The organism is Flavobacterium sp. M31R6 (assembly GCF_013284035.1).
GTDB lineage: Bacteria > Bacteroidota > Bacteroidia > Flavobacteriales > Flavobacteriaceae > Flavobacterium.
The window spans coordinates 255976-274547 of the sequence record NZ_CP054141.1 but is presented as its reverse complement, the minus strand read 5'-3'; the positions used below and the strand labels follow the sequence as shown (position 1 = coordinate 274547).

General features: G+C 35.5%; 14 protein-coding genes. 6 read left to right on the top strand and 8 right to left on the bottom strand.

The annotated features are described in order from the left end of the window. Positions 1 to 10 precede the first annotated feature (10 nt). The 6 genes from HQN62_RS01170 to aceB form a co-directional block, all read right to left on the bottom strand. Entirely contained in the window at positions 11 to 793 is a 783-nt protein-coding gene (locus tag HQN62_RS01170) for an alpha/beta fold hydrolase (protein ID WP_173503006.1), read from the bottom strand. 141 nt (positions 794 to 934) lie between these two features. After that, the gene (locus HQN62_RS01165) at positions 935 to 1741 is read right to left on the bottom strand and encodes a TIGR00266 family protein (protein WP_173503005.1); all 807 of its coding nucleotides are present in this window, start codon (positions 1739 to 1741) and stop codon (positions 935 to 937) included. A 575-nt stretch (positions 1742 to 2316) separates the two neighbouring features. Beyond that, entirely contained in the window at positions 2317 to 3219 is a 903-nt protein-coding gene (locus HQN62_RS01160) for an alpha/beta fold hydrolase (RefSeq protein WP_173503004.1), read from the bottom strand. 5 nt (positions 3220 to 3224) lie between these two features. Then, positions 3225 to 4517, bottom strand: coding sequence for an aminopeptidase P family protein (locus HQN62_RS01155; RefSeq protein WP_173503003.1), 1293 nt, complete (start codon positions 4515 to 4517; stop codon positions 3225 to 3227). Between the two features lie 577 nt (positions 4518 to 5094). Then, positions 5095 to 6375, bottom strand: coding sequence for an isocitrate lyase (aceA, locus tag HQN62_RS01150; protein WP_116796796.1), 1281 nt, complete (start codon positions 6373 to 6375; stop codon positions 5095 to 5097). Between the two features lie 85 nt (positions 6376 to 6460). Further along, positions 6461 to 8062 carry a malate synthase A gene (aceB, locus tag HQN62_RS01145; RefSeq protein WP_173503002.1) on the bottom strand — a complete coding sequence of 534 codons (1602 nt, stop codon included), beginning with the start codon at positions 8060 to 8062 and terminating at the stop codon, positions 6461 to 6463. Between the two features lie 120 nt (positions 8063 to 8182). Here aceB and HQN62_RS01140 point away from each other — a divergent pair, with 120 nt between their 5' ends. After that, positions 8183 to 9664, top strand: a complete 1482-nt coding sequence (locus HQN62_RS01140) for a helix-turn-helix domain-containing protein (protein ID WP_116796798.1) — start codon at positions 8183 to 8185, stop codon at positions 9662 to 9664. Between the two features lie 137 nt (positions 9665 to 9801). On the opposite strand, the gene HQN62_RS01135 is transcribed toward HQN62_RS01140, so the two are convergent. Then, entirely contained in the window at positions 9802 to 11163 is a 1362-nt protein-coding gene (locus tag HQN62_RS01135; protein WP_173503001.1) for a hydroxymethylglutaryl-CoA synthase family protein, read from the bottom strand. 383 nt (positions 11164 to 11546) lie between these two features. Between HQN62_RS01135 and HQN62_RS01130 the strand changes: the two genes are divergently transcribed. The 4 genes from HQN62_RS01130 to HQN62_RS01115 all read left to right on the top strand — a co-directional run bounded on the left by HQN62_RS01130 (position 11547) and on the right by HQN62_RS01115 (position 15977). Next, entirely contained in the window at positions 11547 to 12212 is a 666-nt protein-coding gene (locus HQN62_RS01130) for a succinate dehydrogenase cytochrome b subunit (RefSeq protein WP_116796800.1), read from the top strand. Between the two features lie 101 nt (positions 12213 to 12313). Then, complete coding sequence (locus HQN62_RS01125) at positions 12314 to 14323, top strand: fumarate reductase/succinate dehydrogenase flavoprotein subunit (RefSeq protein WP_173503000.1); 2010 nt, start codon at positions 12314 to 12316, stop codon at positions 14321 to 14323. Between the two features lie 7 nt (positions 14324 to 14330). Next, positions 14331 to 15092, top strand: a complete 762-nt coding sequence (locus HQN62_RS01120) for a succinate dehydrogenase/fumarate reductase iron-sulfur subunit (RefSeq protein WP_173502999.1) — start codon at positions 14331 to 14333, stop codon at positions 15090 to 15092. Between the two features lie 120 nt (positions 15093 to 15212). Then, positions 15213 to 15977, top strand: a complete 765-nt coding sequence (locus tag HQN62_RS01115) for an amidohydrolase (protein ID WP_173502998.1) — start codon at positions 15213 to 15215, stop codon at positions 15975 to 15977. Here the strand turns inward: HQN62_RS01115 and HQN62_RS01110 are convergent. Then, positions 15969 to 17651, bottom strand: a complete 1683-nt coding sequence (locus tag HQN62_RS01110) for an Ig-like domain-containing domain (RefSeq protein ID WP_116796804.1) — start codon at positions 17649 to 17651, stop codon at positions 15969 to 15971. The two genes, HQN62_RS01115 and HQN62_RS01110, sit on opposite strands and share 9 nt — an antisense overlap. A 460-nt stretch (positions 17652 to 18111) precedes the next feature. On the opposite strand from HQN62_RS01110, the gene HQN62_RS01105 reads away from it, so the two are divergent. After that, positions 18112 to 18564, top strand: coding sequence for a 6-pyruvoyl trahydropterin synthase family protein (locus tag HQN62_RS01105; RefSeq protein WP_173502997.1), 453 nt, complete (start codon positions 18112 to 18114; stop codon positions 18562 to 18564). Positions 18565 to 18572: the final 8 nt, after the last annotated feature.

The following is an 18572-nucleotide window of genomic DNA, read 5'->3' as shown; positions in this document are numbered from 1 at the left end:
ATAGCTTTGATTAAATCTTTTTGATAAAAGACGCTAAAACAGTAAGTAACTCCGCTTGATTTTCAATAGAACTCATGTGACCATCCGGAAAAGTGACCAATTCGACATCGGTATTTTTTATTTGTTCCAAGTTTTCTTCGTAATTGAGAACAGGATCTTTTTTTCCTAAAATCAATAATTTTGGATAAGTTGTAGTGTGTAAAAGAAATTCTCTGTCTTTTCTAGCTTTCATTCCCTCAAGTGAGGCAACAATTCCTTGTAATGGCGTTTTTAAGGCTTGAATTTTTACTTCTTCTATCTCTTTGATAAGGATTTCTCGGTTCTCTTCACTGAACAAATTGGCGATAGAAAGTCTGATGAAGGTCTCGTAATCTTTCTTAACGGCTTTGATGGCTCGGTCTCTGTTTTTCTTTCTTTCGGAACTGTCTTCTTTCGAAGTAGAGTTAAGTAATACCAATCCTTTCATTTTTTCGGGATACAATTCGGCGAAAGCCAAAGCAACATATCCTCCCATAGAATGTCCCACAAGAATCGCTTTTCGAATTCGCAGTTTGGATAAAACCTCATGAACCACATCGGCATTTTCTTCCATGGTTTGGATATATCCCAAACTTTCGGTTTCGCCGTGACCCAATAAATCGATGGTTATGATTCGATTCTTTTTACTTAATTCAGGAACAAATGCATCCCACATAGTTTTGTTTTCCAAAAAACCATGCAACAAAACTACTGCGGTTCCTTTTCCGGTATCTGAGTATGAAATTTGTGTGTTTTTGTAGAGAAGTGTTTCCAATGGGATAAGTATTTGTTGATAGTTTACAAATGCAAAATTAATTTTTTAAATTCCGAAATGCTACATTTGGAGAAAGCAATTTATAAAATAAAAACGGCTCCCATCTCTGAAAGCCGTTAGCAATTACAATTTATAAAAAATTTAAAATCGATTATCCCCGTCCAAAAGATTACCCAGTCCACCTAGTAAACTTCCTTCATCACGGCTGTTACCACCTGATCTTGGTGCCGATGCGATGATTCTGTCCGCCAATCTGCTGAAAGGCAATGATTGTATGTAAACAGTTCCAGGACCTTTCAAAGTGGCATAAAACAAACCTTCTCCTCCAAAAATAGAGTTCTTGATTCCGCCTATAAATTGAATGTCATAATCGACATCTTTTGTAAAACCAATGATACAGCCGGTGTCCACTTTTAGTACTTCACCGGGAGCCAATTCTTTTTTGGCCATTGTTCCTCCAGAATGAACAAAAGCCATTCCGTCGCCTTCTATTTTTTGCATAATGAAACCTTCGCCTCCAAATAAACCACGACCTAGTTTTTGGGAGAACTCGATTCCAACCGAAACGCCTTTGGCAGCACATAGGAAAGAACTTTTTTGACAGATAAATTTACCTTGAAATTGCGTTAAATCAATTGGAAGAATTTTTCCGGGATATGGCGAGGCAAACGAAACTTTGCTTTTGGTATTTCCTTGATTCAGGAATGCTGTCATGAATAAGCTTTCGCCTGTGAGAACTCTTTTTCCGGCATTCAAAAGTTTGCCAAATAAACCAGAACCTGATTGTTGCTCAGAACCGTCTCCAAATATGGTTTCCATCTGGATGTTATTTTCCATCATCATAAAACTGCCCGCTTCGGCAATTACGATTTCCTGTGGATCTAATTCTATTTCCACATACTGCATTTCTTCTCCAAAAATCTGATAATCTATTTCGTGTGCTTGCATGATTTCTTGAATTTTAGTTTTTTAAATGAGTCGAATGAGGGTTTGTAATGTTACAATTGAAAGACTAAAATTTTGTTGAATTGCGGAAGAAAACTCAGCCTAGCTGTTAGCTTTAATTTCTTGTTGTCCTAAACTAAATAAGGTTGCCGAAAGGTGAAAGCATAAAGAAAATCTTGGGATTGAAAAAAGAAATGGATAGAAACTATAATGGATTGTATAGCTATAAGGGGTGCTAGTGTGGTCTATTAGGGTTATAAATTAGCATGTTTAGGGTGTCTTTTGGGTAATTATAGGGCTATTAATGGGGTGTAGAGGGGGTGCAAATGGGGAGCTTGTGGGGTATTAATTAGGGGGTGTAGGGATGATAATTGGGTGTATTGGGTGTATAAATAAGGCGTATTAGGGACTGTTTTGGTTAGCATTATAGTGTTTTGCACTACTATTACGTGTTTTGTTGGTTCAAAAAATGATGCCCTATTTTGTTTTGTCATATTTTATTGTTTCAGTATTTTATTGAAAACAAAAAACGGCTTCCATTCCTGAAAGCCGTTTTTATAATCTATAAAATCAATCATTTAACTTTTTAAAAAAGATTCAATTGTGCTGAAATACTTTTCTTTTGCGTCAAGCCAACCATAGTGTTTGCAATTTTCAAGCAGCACCATTTTTGAATTTGGAAATGCTTTTAAACTGATTTCCCCAATTTCCTTGCTAATGATATCTTGCTTTCCTTGAATGATTAAAACAGGATTCTTGAAATTTGAGAACTTGTTTTTACAGTCAAAATTTGTTTTTTGCATATCACCCCATAATAATGAATTTATGGTCGAATTGCCTTGTGTCAATCTTTCGGCAATGATAGGGACAAATTTTCTATCGTAAACATAAGCAGGCGCCATGGCTCTTCCTCTGCCAATTCTTGCAGTGTAAGTCGTGTCGCCTTTTTCGATTTTATCATTCCAATAGTTCAAAGAATCTTTTTCGGTTTTGCTCAAGCCAGCCTCAATTAGGTTTTCACCTTTTAACAAACTCAAATCTACTCCGCCAGAAGATGACAAAATTAATTTATCAATACTGTTTGGGTAAATTGTGGCATAATAAGAGGCCAACATTCCGCCAAAAGAATGACCAAGAATTGTCCACTTTTGGATTTTCAAATGTTTTCTTAATGACTCAATATCATCGGCCATTAATTTCATCGAAACCGTTTTGTCGTTTAATTCTTTTAAGGTTGATTTTCCAGTACCTCTTTGGTCATAAACAATGGTTTGATACTTCTCGGCCAATGTTTTTGCCATAGGTTCAAACCCATTGCTATTCATTCCGGGGCCACCATTTATTATTAAAATTGGTGTACCCTTGCCAAATATTTTATAATAGGTTTGACTGGAATCTTCGTTTTTTGCAAAACCCTCGGTTTGGGCAAATGTGTGCCCAAAAAAAGATAGAAAGACAAATAGGAATATTTTTTTTGCCATCTGAACTAAGAATTCATTAAATTTTCGATTTCATCCACTTCAATCGGGATGTTTCTCATTAAGTTGAAAGGCTCTCCTTTTTCCTGAACAACAACATTATCTTCCAAACGAATTCCAAAACCTTCAGCTGGGATGTAAATTCCAGGCTCAACTGTAAAAACCATATTGGCTTTCATTGGCTCGTGCAATAATCCGTAATCGTGTGTATCCAATCCCATGTGGTGTGATGTTCCGTGCATGAAATATTTTTTGTAAGCTGGCCATTCCGGGTTTTCGTTTTGAACATCGGCTTTGTCGATTAGTCCTAAGCCAAGTAATTCGGAAGTCATGATTTTGCCCACTTCTACATGGTATTGTTTCCAAAGAGTTCCTGGAGTAAGCATTTTGGTTGCTTCGTTTTTAACTCTCAAAACAGCATTGTAAACCTCTTTTTGTCTGTCTGTGAATCTTCCCGAAACTGGAATCATACGTGTCATATCACTAGAATAATTTGCGTATTCAGCGGCAACGTCTAGTAATACTAGATCACCCGCTTTACATTGCTGATTGTTCTCGATGTAATGCAAAACATTGGCATTATTTCCAGAAGCAATAATTGGTGTGTAAGCAAAACCTTTGGAACGGTTGCGAATGAATTCGTGGACCAATTCAGCTTCGATTTCGTATTCGGTAACATTTGGTTTTACGAATGACAGTAACCTTCGGAAACCTTTTTCGGTGATGTTACAAGCGTTCTGGATTAAATCAATTTCTTCTGTTTCTTTGACAGAACGAATGCGTTGCAATATTGGGTTGCTTTTGGCAACTTGATGTGCTGGATATTTGTCTTTCCACCATTTTATGAAACGAGCTTCACGGGTTTCGGTTTCAATAGAAGCACGGTAATGTTCGTTGGTGTTGATGTACATGATGTCTGAATAAGTCATCATTTCGTTCAGGATTTTCTCGAAATCTTGTAACCAATAAACGGTTTTAATCCCAGAAACTTCAAAAGCGCGGTCTTTGGTCAGTTTTTCACCTTCCCAAACAGCAATATGAGCACTGGTTTCTTTTAAGAATAGTATTTCTCTTTGATTTTCGTAAGGAGCATCTGGAAAAAGTAATAAGATACTTTCCTCTTGATCTACTCCAGATAAATAAAAGATATCGCGGTGTTGTGCAAATGGCAATGTACTGTCTGCAGAAACGGGATAAATATCATTAGAATTAAATACTGCTACACTATTAGGCTTCATTTGAGCCATGAATTTTGCTCTGTTTTTTATAAAAAGGGCGCGGTCAATTTGGTGGTATTTCATACGTATTTGTATTTATTAATTTTTTATTGGAATATGGTATTGCCACTTTTCTATTGATTTTATGATTTTAAATTGTGGCAACTTCATTTTAAAATGATTTTGGGTATTGAATCATCAAAAATAGTAACTTTAAGAATGTAATTAGTATATGTATAGTTTTTTTTAAGATTTTAATAATGGCTTTGAATAGACGGGAGTTTATTATTGTTTTTTGAAGCAGAAAGATTAGGCATTTTTAACAGGCATTGGTCCCGCTATTCGTTGCAATCTTATAAGCCGAACCCCGGCTTATAAGGATTTCCACTGCTATCGGGGCTAAAGGACAATATCATTAAGTTAAGGGGGAAATTTTAAAAAAAACAGCATGCAGATTCAGCAGATTTTCACTTTTTTTCTGCGTAAATCTGCGTAAATCTGCGTAAATCTGCGTAAATCTGCGTAAATCTGCGTGAAAATAAAAACACTAATTATTTGCACTAAAGTTCTTGTTTTGACTGTGCGCCCAAATAAAGGTTATAAACGAAAAAGCACGAAGAAATTAGGGTTTCTCCGTGCTTTTTAGAAAAAGTAGTTAAAGTTAAAACTGCGCTACTTCGGTAGAATCTTTCATAGCTGTTGTAGAAGATTTTCCTGTGGTAACGGTATTTTGTACGGCATCAAAATAAGATGTACCAACAAAATTTTGGTGTTTTACGGCTTTAAAACCGTGTTGTTGCAATGCGAATTCTCTTTCCTGCAATTCAGAATAACCGGCCATTCCTCTTTCTTTGTAAGCTTTGGATAATTCAAACATGCTGGTGTTCAAGGCATGGAATCCGGCCAAAGTGATGAACTGGAATTTGTAGCCCATTGCAGCCAAGTCTTCCCTGAAAGTTTCCATTTCGGCAACAGATAATTTGGCCGCCCAGTTGAATGAAGGCGAACAGTTGTAAGCCAGCATTTTTCCAGGGAATTTTTTGTGGATGGCTTCTGCAAATTGTTTAGCGTAGGCCAAATCCGGATTGCTGGTTTCCATCCAAATCAAATCGGCATAAGGTGCATAACTCAATCCGCGGTCAATTCCTTGCTCCACACCACAGTTTACATAGAAGAATCCTTCGGCTGTTTTTTCTCCTGTGATGAATTTGGCATCTCTCGGATCGATATCGCTGGTCAATAAATTGGCAGCATCGGCATCAGTTCTTGCCACGATAAGTGTTGGCGTTCCCATTACATCGGCGGCCAATCTTGCAGCAATTAATTTATTGATGGCTTCTTGAGTAGGTACCAAAACCTTTCCTCCAAGATGTCCGCATTTTTTGGCAGAGCTCAATTGGTCTTCAAAGTGAACTCCAGAAGCTCCTGATTCGATCATCGATTTCATTAATTCGAACGCATTTAGATTACCTCCAAAACCAGCTTCGGCATCGGCAACTATTGGAACCAAATAGTCCTTTTTGTCAGTTGTTCCGTTAACCACTTGTATTTGATCGGCGCGCAAAAGTGCGTTGTTGATTCTTTTCACAACCAAAGGAACGCTGTTCGCAGGATATAAGGATTGGTCAGGGTACATTTCGCCCGCCACATTGGCGTCGGCTGCCACTTGCCAGCCACTTAGGTAAATGGCTTCCAGTCCAGCTTCCACTTCTTGAATGGCTTGGTTTCCTGTAAGTGCGCCCAATCCTGCCACAAAATCTTGTGAATTGAGTTTGTTCCATAATTTGGTAGCTCCCATTCTGGCAATGCTGTGCTCAATTTGATAAGATCCTTGAAGATTTACAACTTCTTCGGCAGTGTACGGTCGTTCGATTCCTTTCCATCTTGGGTTTGTAATCCAGTCGGTAACTAATTCTTGAATTCTTGTCTCGGTTGTTTTCATGGTGTTCGTTTAATAGCGTTTGTTGGTTATTTGTTGGTTGATTTTTTTATTTTGACATTGACATTGATTTTTGACATTGAAATTATTACAGATGTTTATATCCGATTAAGGTTAGAAATTCTATAAAATTTTCATTGACTACTAAAGTATCGAGCAGTTGTTCTGCCAAATGATAGTTTTGTTTTTCGTGGTTTTCATCACCGACAATCTTTTTGATTTTTTCAAATTCTTCCATTGCCAGACGGTGATAATAATCTTCGGTAAGTGTTTTGTTGTTGTCCAAAATCACTTCGTTTTGAAGCCATTGCCACAATTGAGATCTTGAGATTTCGGCAGTAGCGGCGTCTTCCATCAAATGATGTAAAGCGGCAGCGCCTTGTCCGTTGAGCCATGAGGCAATATATAGAACCGAAATACTGATGTTTTTGCGAACACCTTCTTCGGTAATGGTTCCTTTTGGGACTGCCAGTAAATCTTCTGCTACTACATTTACATCTTCTCTTTTTACATGAATCTGGTTTTGAGTAGTCATATATTTATCAAATACTGACATAGCTAAGGGAACCAAATCGGGATGGGCCACCCAAGTTCCGTCATGCCCGTTTTGAACTTCTCTTCGCTTGTCGGTTACTACTTTGTCAAAAGCAATATTATTGGCTTCTTCATCATTCTTGATTGGAATTTGTGCCGCCATTCCGCCAATTGCGTGTATGTTTCGTTTGTGACATCTTTGAATAACCAATTGTGAATAAGCGCTCATAAAAGGCGAAGTCATGGTTACCTGATCACGATTTGGAACAAGAAAGGTTTTGTTCTTTCTTAATTTTTTGATGAATGAAAAAATGTAATCCCATCGTCCACAATTCAATCCCACGATATGGTCTCTTAATTCGAAGATGATTTCGTCCAGCTGAAAACTTGCTGTTATTGTCTCTATCAAAACGGTTGCTTTGAAAGTTCCGTTTTGTTCTCCAAGATATTCTTGTGCAAATTCGAAAACCTCATTCCACCATCTTGCTTCGAGATAATGTTCCAATTTTGGTAAATAGAAATAAGGTGCAGTTCCGTTTTTGGATAATTGTTCGTGATTATGGAAAGCATATAAGCCAAAATCAACTAGAGAGCCCGAAGTTTCTTGTCCGTCGATAAGTATGTTCTTTTCATTCAAATGCAATCCACGAGGTCTTACAATTAGAACAGCTGTTTTTTCTTTTAGAGCGTATTTTTTATTTTTTATCTGATCTTCAAGTGTTATGGTTTTGTTTACGGCGTCGATCAGGTTTTGTTGCCCTTCCATTAAATTGCTCCAAGTAGGGGAAGTGCTATCTTCAAAATCGGCCATAAATGTTTTGGCTCCAGAATTTAGTGCGTTGATGACCATTTTACGATCCACAGGACCTGTGATTTCTACTCTTCTGTCTAGTAAATCTCTTGGAGTAGTTGCGGCTACCCAATTGCTTTCTCTAATCATTCTTGTTTCCGGTTGGAAACAAGGTAAAGCTCCTGCATCAAATAAGACCTGTTGTCTTTTACGGTCTTCTAATAACGAAAGTCTTTTGTTATTAAATTTTTGATGCAATTCAGTTAAGAATTCAATGGCGCTATCCGTCAATATTTCAGGATACTGCTGTGTGATTCCATTTGTTATTTGGAATTTTTTTTCGATGGTTTCTGTCTGGTTTTTCATAACTAGTTCATTTTGATACTGCAATACTACAAAAAGTTTTTTACAAAACAAGCGAACGTTCGCTAAAAATGAAAAATATTTTTTTTGAGGTTTTTCTTTTTTTAGTTTATCTTTGATTTTATGAACGTAGAAAAGGAATATATCAAGTTGATTTTTGGGCTTAAACTCAAGCAGGCTCGAACAAATAAAGATTTGTCATTATTTGGCTTGGCCAAAATAACGGAGCTGTCAAAATCGTATTTGAATGAGATTGAAAAAGGAAAAAAATATCCCAAAACGGAAAAAATTATTCTTTTGGCGGAGAAATTGGACGTAACCTACGACCATATGGTGTCATTAAAACTCGATAATAATCTTGCGCCGATTGGGGAAATATTAAAATCGGGAATTTTGAAGGAGATTCCGTTGGATCTTTTCGGGATTCAGGAAGCGGATTTAATTGATATTATTGCCAATGCTCCTGCCAAAGTCAATGCCTTTATCAGTACCATTATTGAAATAGCGCAGCATTATAACTTAACAAGAGAAAGTTTTTTCTTGGCCTCATTGCGTTCTTATCAAGAAGCACACAATAATTACTTCGAGGATCTTGAGGAAAAAGTACTGTCGTTCTGCAAAGCATTTCACATTAATATTGATGCCAATATTTCTATAGAGGAGTTGTCGGCTATATTGATTGAGGAATATGGCTATACCATAGAAGAAATTGTTTTCTCAGAGCAGGATGAGTTGGGGGATTTGCGTTCCATTTTTGTTCCAAAAAGTAAGACATTGTTGCTTTCAAAGGGAATTGATTCTTCTCAGAGAGCTTTTATTTTGGCTAAGGAAATAGCGTATAATTATCTTGAAATTACCGAAAGATTATACACCTTCAGTTGGATAAAATTTGACAACTTTGACCAGGTTCTCAATAATTTTTACGCCTCTTATTTTGCTGGAGCATTGTTGTTGCCAAGACAACATTTGATAGATGAATTGAATGTATTTTTATCCAACAGCAATCCAAAACCTCAAGAAATGGTTCAATTGATGAGTAAATTCAATGTTTCTCCTGAATCATTCTATCAGCGTTTGACCAATATTTTGCCAAAGGATTTTCAGATAAAGAACTTATTTTTTCTTCGTTTGTCCCATGAAATTGGCTCAGATACTTATCAAATAAAAAAGGAATTACATATTACCAATCAGCAAGAGCCTCATGCCAACGAAATGAATGAGCATTATTGCAGAAGATGGGTTTCTATAAAAACAATTGTGGAGTCTTTGAAACAAAAGAAAGAACATTTTTTTGACGCGCAGATTTCACGCTATGAAAATAGTAATAATGAGTATCTTGTTTTTTCATCGGCGACTCCGGATCCTTTTAAGAAAAACTGTTTGCGAAGTATTTCGGTTGGAATTTTGATAACGCCTTCCATTAAGAAAAAGTTTAAATTCATTGAGGGTGATTCGGTGCAAAGACAATTAGTTGGGGTGACTTGTGAAACTTGCTCGGTACAAAATTGTTTAGAGAGAGCTTCGCCTCCAATTCATTTGGAACAAAAAGTTAGAAATGAAAAGACGGATGCAACGGTTCAAGAATATATAGCTAAGTTTAGTTAAATGATAAAAAATTGCTGATTTTTGATTAACGATTTTTGATTTCGGATATGCTAACCCGGAAAACATAAAGGTCTTTATTTGCTATTACAAAATCTAAAGTCAAAATTCGTTAATCTACAATCTAAAATCACTTAACATTAGTCAACCCATTTATAATAACGGGCCCCGATTAAATTGGGTATTTCGGTTTCTATTCGATCCAAAATCCATTCGTTTTTAGGTTCTTGGATGCTTTGTTTTTGTTCCTTTTTGTGTAATTTTTCATAAGTTTCAAAATCAATTTCAAAACTATTTTCAAGCGTTTCCAAAAGAGCAACATTGCTTATGGCTGATTTCCATTCGGGTTGAATGGTGCCTTCAAAAACCTTAGATTTGGAACCACTTCCGTAAGCTAGAAAACCGAATTTTTCAGACGTAATTTCTTTTTTGTTGTCATAGAAATGTGCCAGAGTAGAAAGCAATCCCATAAAAATGGAACCAGTATATAAATTTCCGATTAGAGAAGAAGCCAATTCTGCAGGCTGTAATTTTTCAGAAACAAATGTTTTGTAATCTTCAGATTTGCTGATTTCTTTTAATTTATTCTGATATTCGGATGCAGTTTCTTCTCCAGAAAGAATTGGAGTAGAAGCGTCCAAAGCATAAATCTCTGATAACATTCTTCGACCTTGAAATGCATAAGGCAAATGCATTACAATGCTTGTCCAATTATTATATACAGTTTCAGTTGTGTTTTTTGTTTTTTTGAAGGAAAAATAAGCTTCTCTTGTTCGATCCATATAACATTGGTTCGAATATTGACCATCAAAAACGGGTTGGTCTTTGTGGATTTCAATTTCGCTTTCTAAATTATCAAACCAAGATTCGTTATTTGTATTTCCTGTGATTTCCTTTTTCGAAACCGTTCTGTAAGGTTTGAAGAAATCAAAAACTCCTTTTGTACTTACTCCCCAATGATTTTCAAAAGTTATAATTCTTGGATTTGAAGTGATCAGCATGGCAACTGCACCAGCTCCTTGAGTATATTCTCCAGTTGAATTCAAGTCGTATTTAGCAAAATCGGTAGTGACAACAATTGCTTTTTTGTCTGGATTGAGTTGAACAAAATCAAGGCAGTTTTGTAGTGCATCCACACCGCCAATACAGGCAAAAGTGAAATCCACAACATCACATTCGGATAAAGAGTTCTCTCCAAATTTTTGTTCCATTAAAGAAATCAAGAACGAACTTATGGGTTTTGAGCTATCAATGGCGCTCTCGGTTCCAACATATATCCGGGCAATATCGTCTAATTTGATGTTGTTGTCTTGGATTAGTTTTGTCAAAGCATTAGCACCAAAGACAACTGTATCTTGATGAGTATCCGGTAAAGTCATTTTTAATAAACCCAATCCTTTTTCTAGTTTTTCGGGTTCTATGTTTCTAGCGATTGCTAATGTTTTTATAGGTAAGTGTAATTTGGCAACATTAAAAGCTATTGCATCAATTCCGATTTTCATTGTTGATTATTTTTTTGCAAAATTAAAACTCCACATTTGAATAACAATTACATTGGTATGATAAAAAGCAATGTTTTTATTGTTTTTATTTATTTGAAGCATAAAGACATGTTTTTTGAATTTATTGATAATTTTTCTTGGCTTCAGAAAGTTTTTATTGAGTAATCGATATAAGAGTCGTTTGTGTTTTATTAAGCTTTGTTTAAGTAACATTCGGATTTGTAAAGTGTTAAGTTTTTATTTTTTTATACTTGAAAAATTGAGGGTTAAACACTTTAAAATGATTATAAATAGAGCAGCAAAATTGTGTAAAATGTTGTAATTCTTTATTAAAAAGCCTAAATTTGTTCGACTTTTTAAAAAAATAAAACATTTATATTATTATGGCAAAATCTGCAATATTGAAGTCGTCTATAGCTAAAAAAGTGGCTATGGCGCTTTCAGGACTTTTCTTGATTATGTTTCTATCGCTGCATTTCTTTATTAATTTCGTATCGGTTTTTAGTGCCGATTCATTTAATGCGATGTCACATTTTATGGGTTACAATCCGTTAATCCAATTTGTAATGCAACCTGTTCTGGTTGTAGGTGTGGTTTTTCACTTCGTTATGGGGTTTGTATTGGAGTTGAAAAATAGAAATGCTAGGCCTGTTGCCTATGTAAAATACGATGGTGCTGCAAATGCATCTTGGGCATCCAGAAATATGATTATTTCAGGTTTGGTCGTATTGGCATTCTTAGGATTGCATTTTTATGATTTCTGGGTTCATGAAATGATTTACAAATATGTGGAATCAAATGTAATTGATGAAACTAGATATTATCCTGAATTGGTGGCTAAATTTGAAAGTCCAGTTCGTACAGGATTGTATTGTGTAGCATTTGTATTATTGGCTTTACACCTTTGGCATGGTTTCACATCCTCTTTGCAATCAGTGGGATTCGACAATAAAATAGGAAAGTCATTGCATAAAATTTGTTATGCATTTGCAATTATAGTTCCTTTTGGATTTATTTTCATTGCGCTATTTCATCATTTTAATAATTAATATCAATCTATAATGAAATGAGCACAAACGATTTGGTTTGTTAAAATCAGATTATTTATGCGAATTACATAAGACCGATTAAAAAAAATAAAGATCAACTTATGAAACTAGATTCTAAAATACCAGAAGGTCACATTTCACAAAAATGGACTGATTATAAAGACCACTTAAAGTTAGTTGCACCAAACAACCGACCAAAAATAGATATTATTGTTGTAGGAACTGGATTAGCTGGTGCTTCGGCGGCTGCGTCTTTTGCCGAAATGGGTTATAATGTAAAAGCATTTTGTTACCAAGATTCTCCACGTCGTGCGCACTCAATCGCTGCACAAGGAGGAATCAATGCTGCAAAAAATTATCAAAATGACGGAGACAGTACTTTTCGTTTGTTCTATGATACAATTAAAGGGGGAGATTACAGAGCTCGTGAGGCAAACGTTCACCGTTTAGCTGAAGTTTCTGGAAACATCATTGACCAATGTGTGGCTCAGGGTGTTCCTTTTGCCCGTGATTACGGAGGAATGTTGGACAACCGTTCTTTTGGTGGTACACAGGTACAACGTACTTTTTACGCTGCTGGACAAACAGGACAACAATTATTATTAGGAGCTTATTCTTCTTTATCAAGACAAATCGGTTTAGGGAAAGTTGAGATGTACAACCGTCACGAAATGTTGGAATTGGTAAAGGTTGATGGAAAAGCTCGTGGAATCATTGCCCGTAACTTGATTACCGGAGATTTAGAAAGACATTCTGCTCACGCCGTAATTATTGCAACAGGAGGATACGGAAACGTTTATTTCCTTTCTACAAATGCAATGGGATCAAATGTAACTGCTGGCTGGAAAATTCACAAACAAGGCGCTTTGTTCGCAAATCCTTGTTACGTACAAATTCACCCAACTTGTATTCCAGTTCACGGAACCAATCAATCTAAATTGACGTTGATGTCTGAGTCATTAAGAAACTCTGGACGTATTTGGGTTCCAAAGAAAAAAGAAGATGCTGAAGCGATTCGTGCAGGTAAATTAAAACCAGTCCAAATTGCTGAAGAAGATAGAGATTACTACTTAGAAAGAAAATATCCAGCATTTGGAAATTTAGTTCCTCGTGATGTTGCTTCAAGAGCAGGAAAAGAAGTTTGTGACGAAGGTCGCGGAATTGAGGCTAACGATACCAATGAAGGTGTTTATTTGGATTTCGCTACAGAGATTCAATCTAAAGGAAAACAAACAGCTTACGCAAAAGGAAATCACAATCCTTCTCAAGAAGAAATACTTACATTAGGAAAAAAATGGTTGGAGGAAAAATATGGTAACTTGTTTACAATGTACCAAAAAATCACGGATGAGAATCCATATGAAACTCCAATGAAAATCTATCCTGCTGTTCACTACACAATGGGTGGAGTTTGGGTTGATTATAACTTACAATCTACTATTCCAGGTTGTTTCGTTGCAGGAGAGGCTAACTTCTCTGACCATGGCGCGAACCGTTTGGGAGCTTCAGCTTTGATGCAAGGTTTAGCTGATGGATATTTTGTATTGCCTTACACTGTTTCTAATTATTTGGCAGATGATATTCGTACTGGAAAAATCTCTACAGATTTGCCAGAATTCGTAGCTGCTGAAAATAGTGTGAAAGAGCAAATCAACAAATTCTTGTCTAATAATGGAACTAAAACGGTGGATCATTTCCACAAACGTTTAGGTTTGATTATGTGGAATAAAGTTGGAATGGGGCGTAATGAGAAAGGTTTAACAGAGGCTATATCAGAAATCGCAGCTTTAAAAGAAGAGTTCTTCAAAGATGTTTATGTTCCAGGCAGTGCAGATGAATTGAATCCTGAATTAGAAAAAGCACTTCGTGTTGCCGATTTCATCGAATTAGGACAATTGATGGCTATGGATGCTTTGCAACGTAAAGAATCTTGTGGAGGCCACTTCCGTGAAGAATATCAGGATTCTGAAGGGGAAACGCTTCGTGATGACGAAAACTTCTCTTTTGTAGGAGCTTGGGAAAACAAAGGATACGATGTTACAAAATCGGAACTTCACAAAGAAGAATTGAAATACGAGTTTATCAAAATCGCAGCTAGAAATTACAAATAATAGAATTATGAGCGCAGCAAAAAATATCAATATAACTCTTCAGATTTGGCGTCAAAAAAACTCCAAAGAAAAGGGGAAAATGGAATCATACAAACTAAATAATGTTTCTACAGCCAGTTCGTTTTTGGAAATGTTAGACCAATTGAACGAACAATTAGTAAACGAAAGAAAAGAACCAATTGCATTTGACCACGACTGTCGTGAAGGAATTTGCGGAATGTGTTCTTTATATATCAATGGACGTGCACACGGACCAGATACTGGAATTACAACTTGTCAATTGCATATGAGAATGTTTAATGACGGGGATACAATTGTAGTTGAGCCATGGAGAAGTGTTGCTTTCCCAGTAATTAAAGATTTAGTTGTGGACAGAACAGCTTTTGATAGAATTCAGCAAGCAGGAGGATTTGTTTCGGTGAATACTTCAGGAAACACTATCGATGCCAATACCATTCCAGTTCCTAAAGACGATGCTGATAAGGCATTTGAAGCAGCAGCATGTATTGGTTGTGGTGCTTGTGTGGCAACTTGTAAAAATGGTTCTGCTATGTTATTTGTTGGAGCAAAAGTTTCACAATATGCATTGTTACCACAAGGAAAAGTAGAAGCTACAAACCGTGTGTTGAACATGGTGCGTCAAATGGACGAAGAAGGTTTTGGTAATTGTACCAATACTGGAGCTTGCGAAATCGAATGTCCAAAAGGAATTTCCCTTGAAAACATTGCTCGTATGAACAGAGAATATCTTTCTGCAAGTTTGAAATAAGATTTTAAAATAGTTTATATCAAAAACGTCCCGATTATCGGGACGTTTTTTTGTTTAATAAAACCTTTATGAATCTCTTTTTATCTTTGCGTATCTTTGTGAAACAGCAAATTATTCAAAATGAAAATTGCACTTATCCAATCATCCTTATTCTGGGAAAACCCGGAAAAAAACAGAAAAAAACTCGGAGAAAAAATCAATGCCATTTCTGAAAGTGTTGATTTAATCATTCTCCCTGAAATGTTTACTTCTGGATTTACCATGAAGCCCAATGATGTTGCCGAAACTACGCATGGCGAAACAATTACTTGGTTAAAACATTTGGCTAAAGCCAAAAACGTAGCAATTACAGGAAGTTTAGTTATTGTCGAAAAAGAAAATTTCTACAACCGATTGGTTTTTGTTTTTCCTTCGGGCGAAATTCAATTTTATGACAAAAGGCATTTGTTTAGTCTGGCTGGAGAAGACAAGGTTTATACAGCTGGCAGCAATAAATTAATTATTGAATATAAAGGGTGGAAAATTTGCCCGCTGATTTGTTATGATTTACGTTTCCCTGTTTTTTCCAGAAATGTGGAAGAATATGATGTGTTGATTTATGTTGCTAATTGGCCAAAGATAAGGATAAACGCTTGGGATGCTTTGCTAAAAGCACGTGCCATAGAAAACATGAGTTATACCATTGGGGTTAATAGAATTGGGGAAGACGATAACAATTTTCAATATAATGGACATTCCCAAGTTGTCAATTTCTTGGGAGATTACATTATGGAACCCATAGAGACAAAAGGGGTTTTTATTATCGAATTAAATAAAGCCGAACTGCTCTTAGCCAGAAAAAAGTTTAATTTTTTAAGTGATCAAGATTCTTTTGTGTTAAAATGAGCTACTTTTTTTGCCTTTTTCTTTGTCCTTTGGGATTTTCTTCTTGGGTTCTGGAACATATGGAAGGCTTAAGTCAAAAGTCTCTTCCCAATCAAAATTAGCATGAAGATTTATTTCTTTGGAAGAATAGATTACTTCTTCAGCTTGTCGTTTTTCAAGATAGTTTCCGGTATCCCATTCCTTGTTTTTATTGTCATCATAAATCGCTCTAACCGTGTATACGCTTGGTTCTAGTAAATTAAATTCAATTTCCGTTTTGCCATCCGTATATTCGCTTGCCTTGACAATATCACCTTTTTCATTTGTTAATTCAATAATAACTGGAAAACGTTTTACATTTTTTAGTTTCATTATGATATTTCCATAGTCTGCAAGATTTCGGGTACTCGTTTTAAATGATAGAGTGTCATTTGTTTTTTCAAAAAAATCCGTAACGGCACCAGGCATAAATTTTAAATGGTATTTCTGGGCTTCTTCTATTTTAAAATCGATAAATAATTGTTGGGTGTATTCATCGTATGCTGTAGTAAATGCAACGGCAGTCGAATCTTTGTCAACAAGTTTCATTTTTGATTTGTCAAAATTCACCAATGGAGTGCTGGATTCCAAAGTAAATCGATCTCTAAAATTCAAAACACCTGATTGAATAGCCTTAATACTCAAAGTGTCACTTTTTTGATTTTTGATCTTAAAAGTAAAGTCTTTTTGGTACTTGTTTTTTACAATATTTAGCGAAAGCGAATCCACTTTCAAAGGCTTATACCAGACTTGCAAAGAGTCTTTTTTATTTATTTTTGTAACTATTGAAGGTATAATTTCACCATTGTTTTTCAAAGTGATTTTGGCTATTTCACCATTGCTTTTCGGATTTCCTTCATAACCTACAATTAATCTATTTCCAGAAATTTGGCTTGGCTTAATGGCTTTAAAAGGCAATACTTCTTTGAATAATTCCAATTCAAAAACAGTATCATTCGGAATTGTTACAAGTTGTTTACTAAACCCAATTCGGTCTGATTTGGGATTGAATTTGTTATTGCTATTATTGTCTTTCATAGCAACCAAATGGTATTTTCCTGCTTTCAAATTCTCCAATCGGAATGTTTTTAAACTGTCCAAAGTATTGGTAATATATCTAGGATTCTCTTTATAAATGGTAGAATCGGTAAATTTTTCATTTGCTTCATAAAGCATAATCGAAACAAAAGAAGCAACTTCTTTATCATAAGCATCTTTTACCCTTCCGCCAAGTGCCAAAGAATCGATATAATCTCCTGTAGAAAACACATATTTAAACTGATTGTATGGATTTCCCTCGTTATTATCGGCAATACTTTGTCCAAAATTTAGGCTATACGTTGTGTTTGGTTGTAGCGTATCATTTATAGTGATAGTCAGTACTTTTGTGGCTGTTGTAGGAGTGATCAACGGTTCATTCTTCATTGGAGGCGAAATAATCAATTGCTTGTTCAGGTTTTTAAGCTTGATATTTTCGTCAAAAACAAGTTTGATTTTATTGCCTTGAAATTTAACCGAATAATTTTCAGGGAAACTATATTTTAATGTTGGAGCAATGGTGTCTTTCGCACCACCAGTAATGGCGCCTCTTTTGGCACAACTAATAAAAAAAAGTAGAACTAAAAAAGGAATATATTTAAAATGTTTTTTGAACATAATGAACTAAAATTTGATTCTACAAAATAACAATTATATTTACTGTAATCGAAATATTTCACGAATTATTAGGAGCTATTTCCTGCTGTACACTATATCTTTTTATGAGGTGAAGAAAAATCACCCCATAAAAAGGATGCCGTTTCCATCAGGGCTAGGGCTTCACGGTAAAAACATGTTTTTAATTCAATTAACCATATAAGAAATATAAGTTCATTTAAGTTTTCTTCTATGAATTTATATTTCTTATATCGTTAATAACACATTCACCTTTTTTATAATTCTATTTAGGTAAAACATAAATAATTTATTCAAGTTAAGCACAATCATAAAAATCTTTGCGATTCTCTGCGAGTTCTTCGGGAATCTTTGCGTAATAATTAGGCAAATATGTTTGCCCGACATTTACGGGCTATTTCTCATGCGAATTCCTTAAATTTGCAACCAAAATAGATCTTCAATGAGCAATATTAGAATTACCAAACAATTTAATTTTGAAACCGGTCATGCTTTATACGGATATGATGGGAAATGTAAAAATGTGCACGGTCATAGTTATAAGTTATCGGTTACCGTAATTGGGAAACCTATTACGGAACGAAACAATGTGAAGTTTGGTATGGTCATTGATTTTTCGGATCTGAAAAAAATTGTGAAAGAAGAGATTGTCGATCAATTTGATCACGCTACTGTTTTCAATGAAACAACTCCACATATCGAATTGGCAAACGAACTAAAAAACCGAGGACATCATGTGATTTTAGTGGATTATCAGCCAACTAGCGAGAATATGGTTGTCGATTTTTCCCGAAGAATCATTCGCAGATTACCTCAAGACATTGAACTTTTTTCTCTTAAATTGCAGGAAACAGAATCTTCATTCGCCGAATGGTTTGCAAGCGACAATCAATAATTTATAAG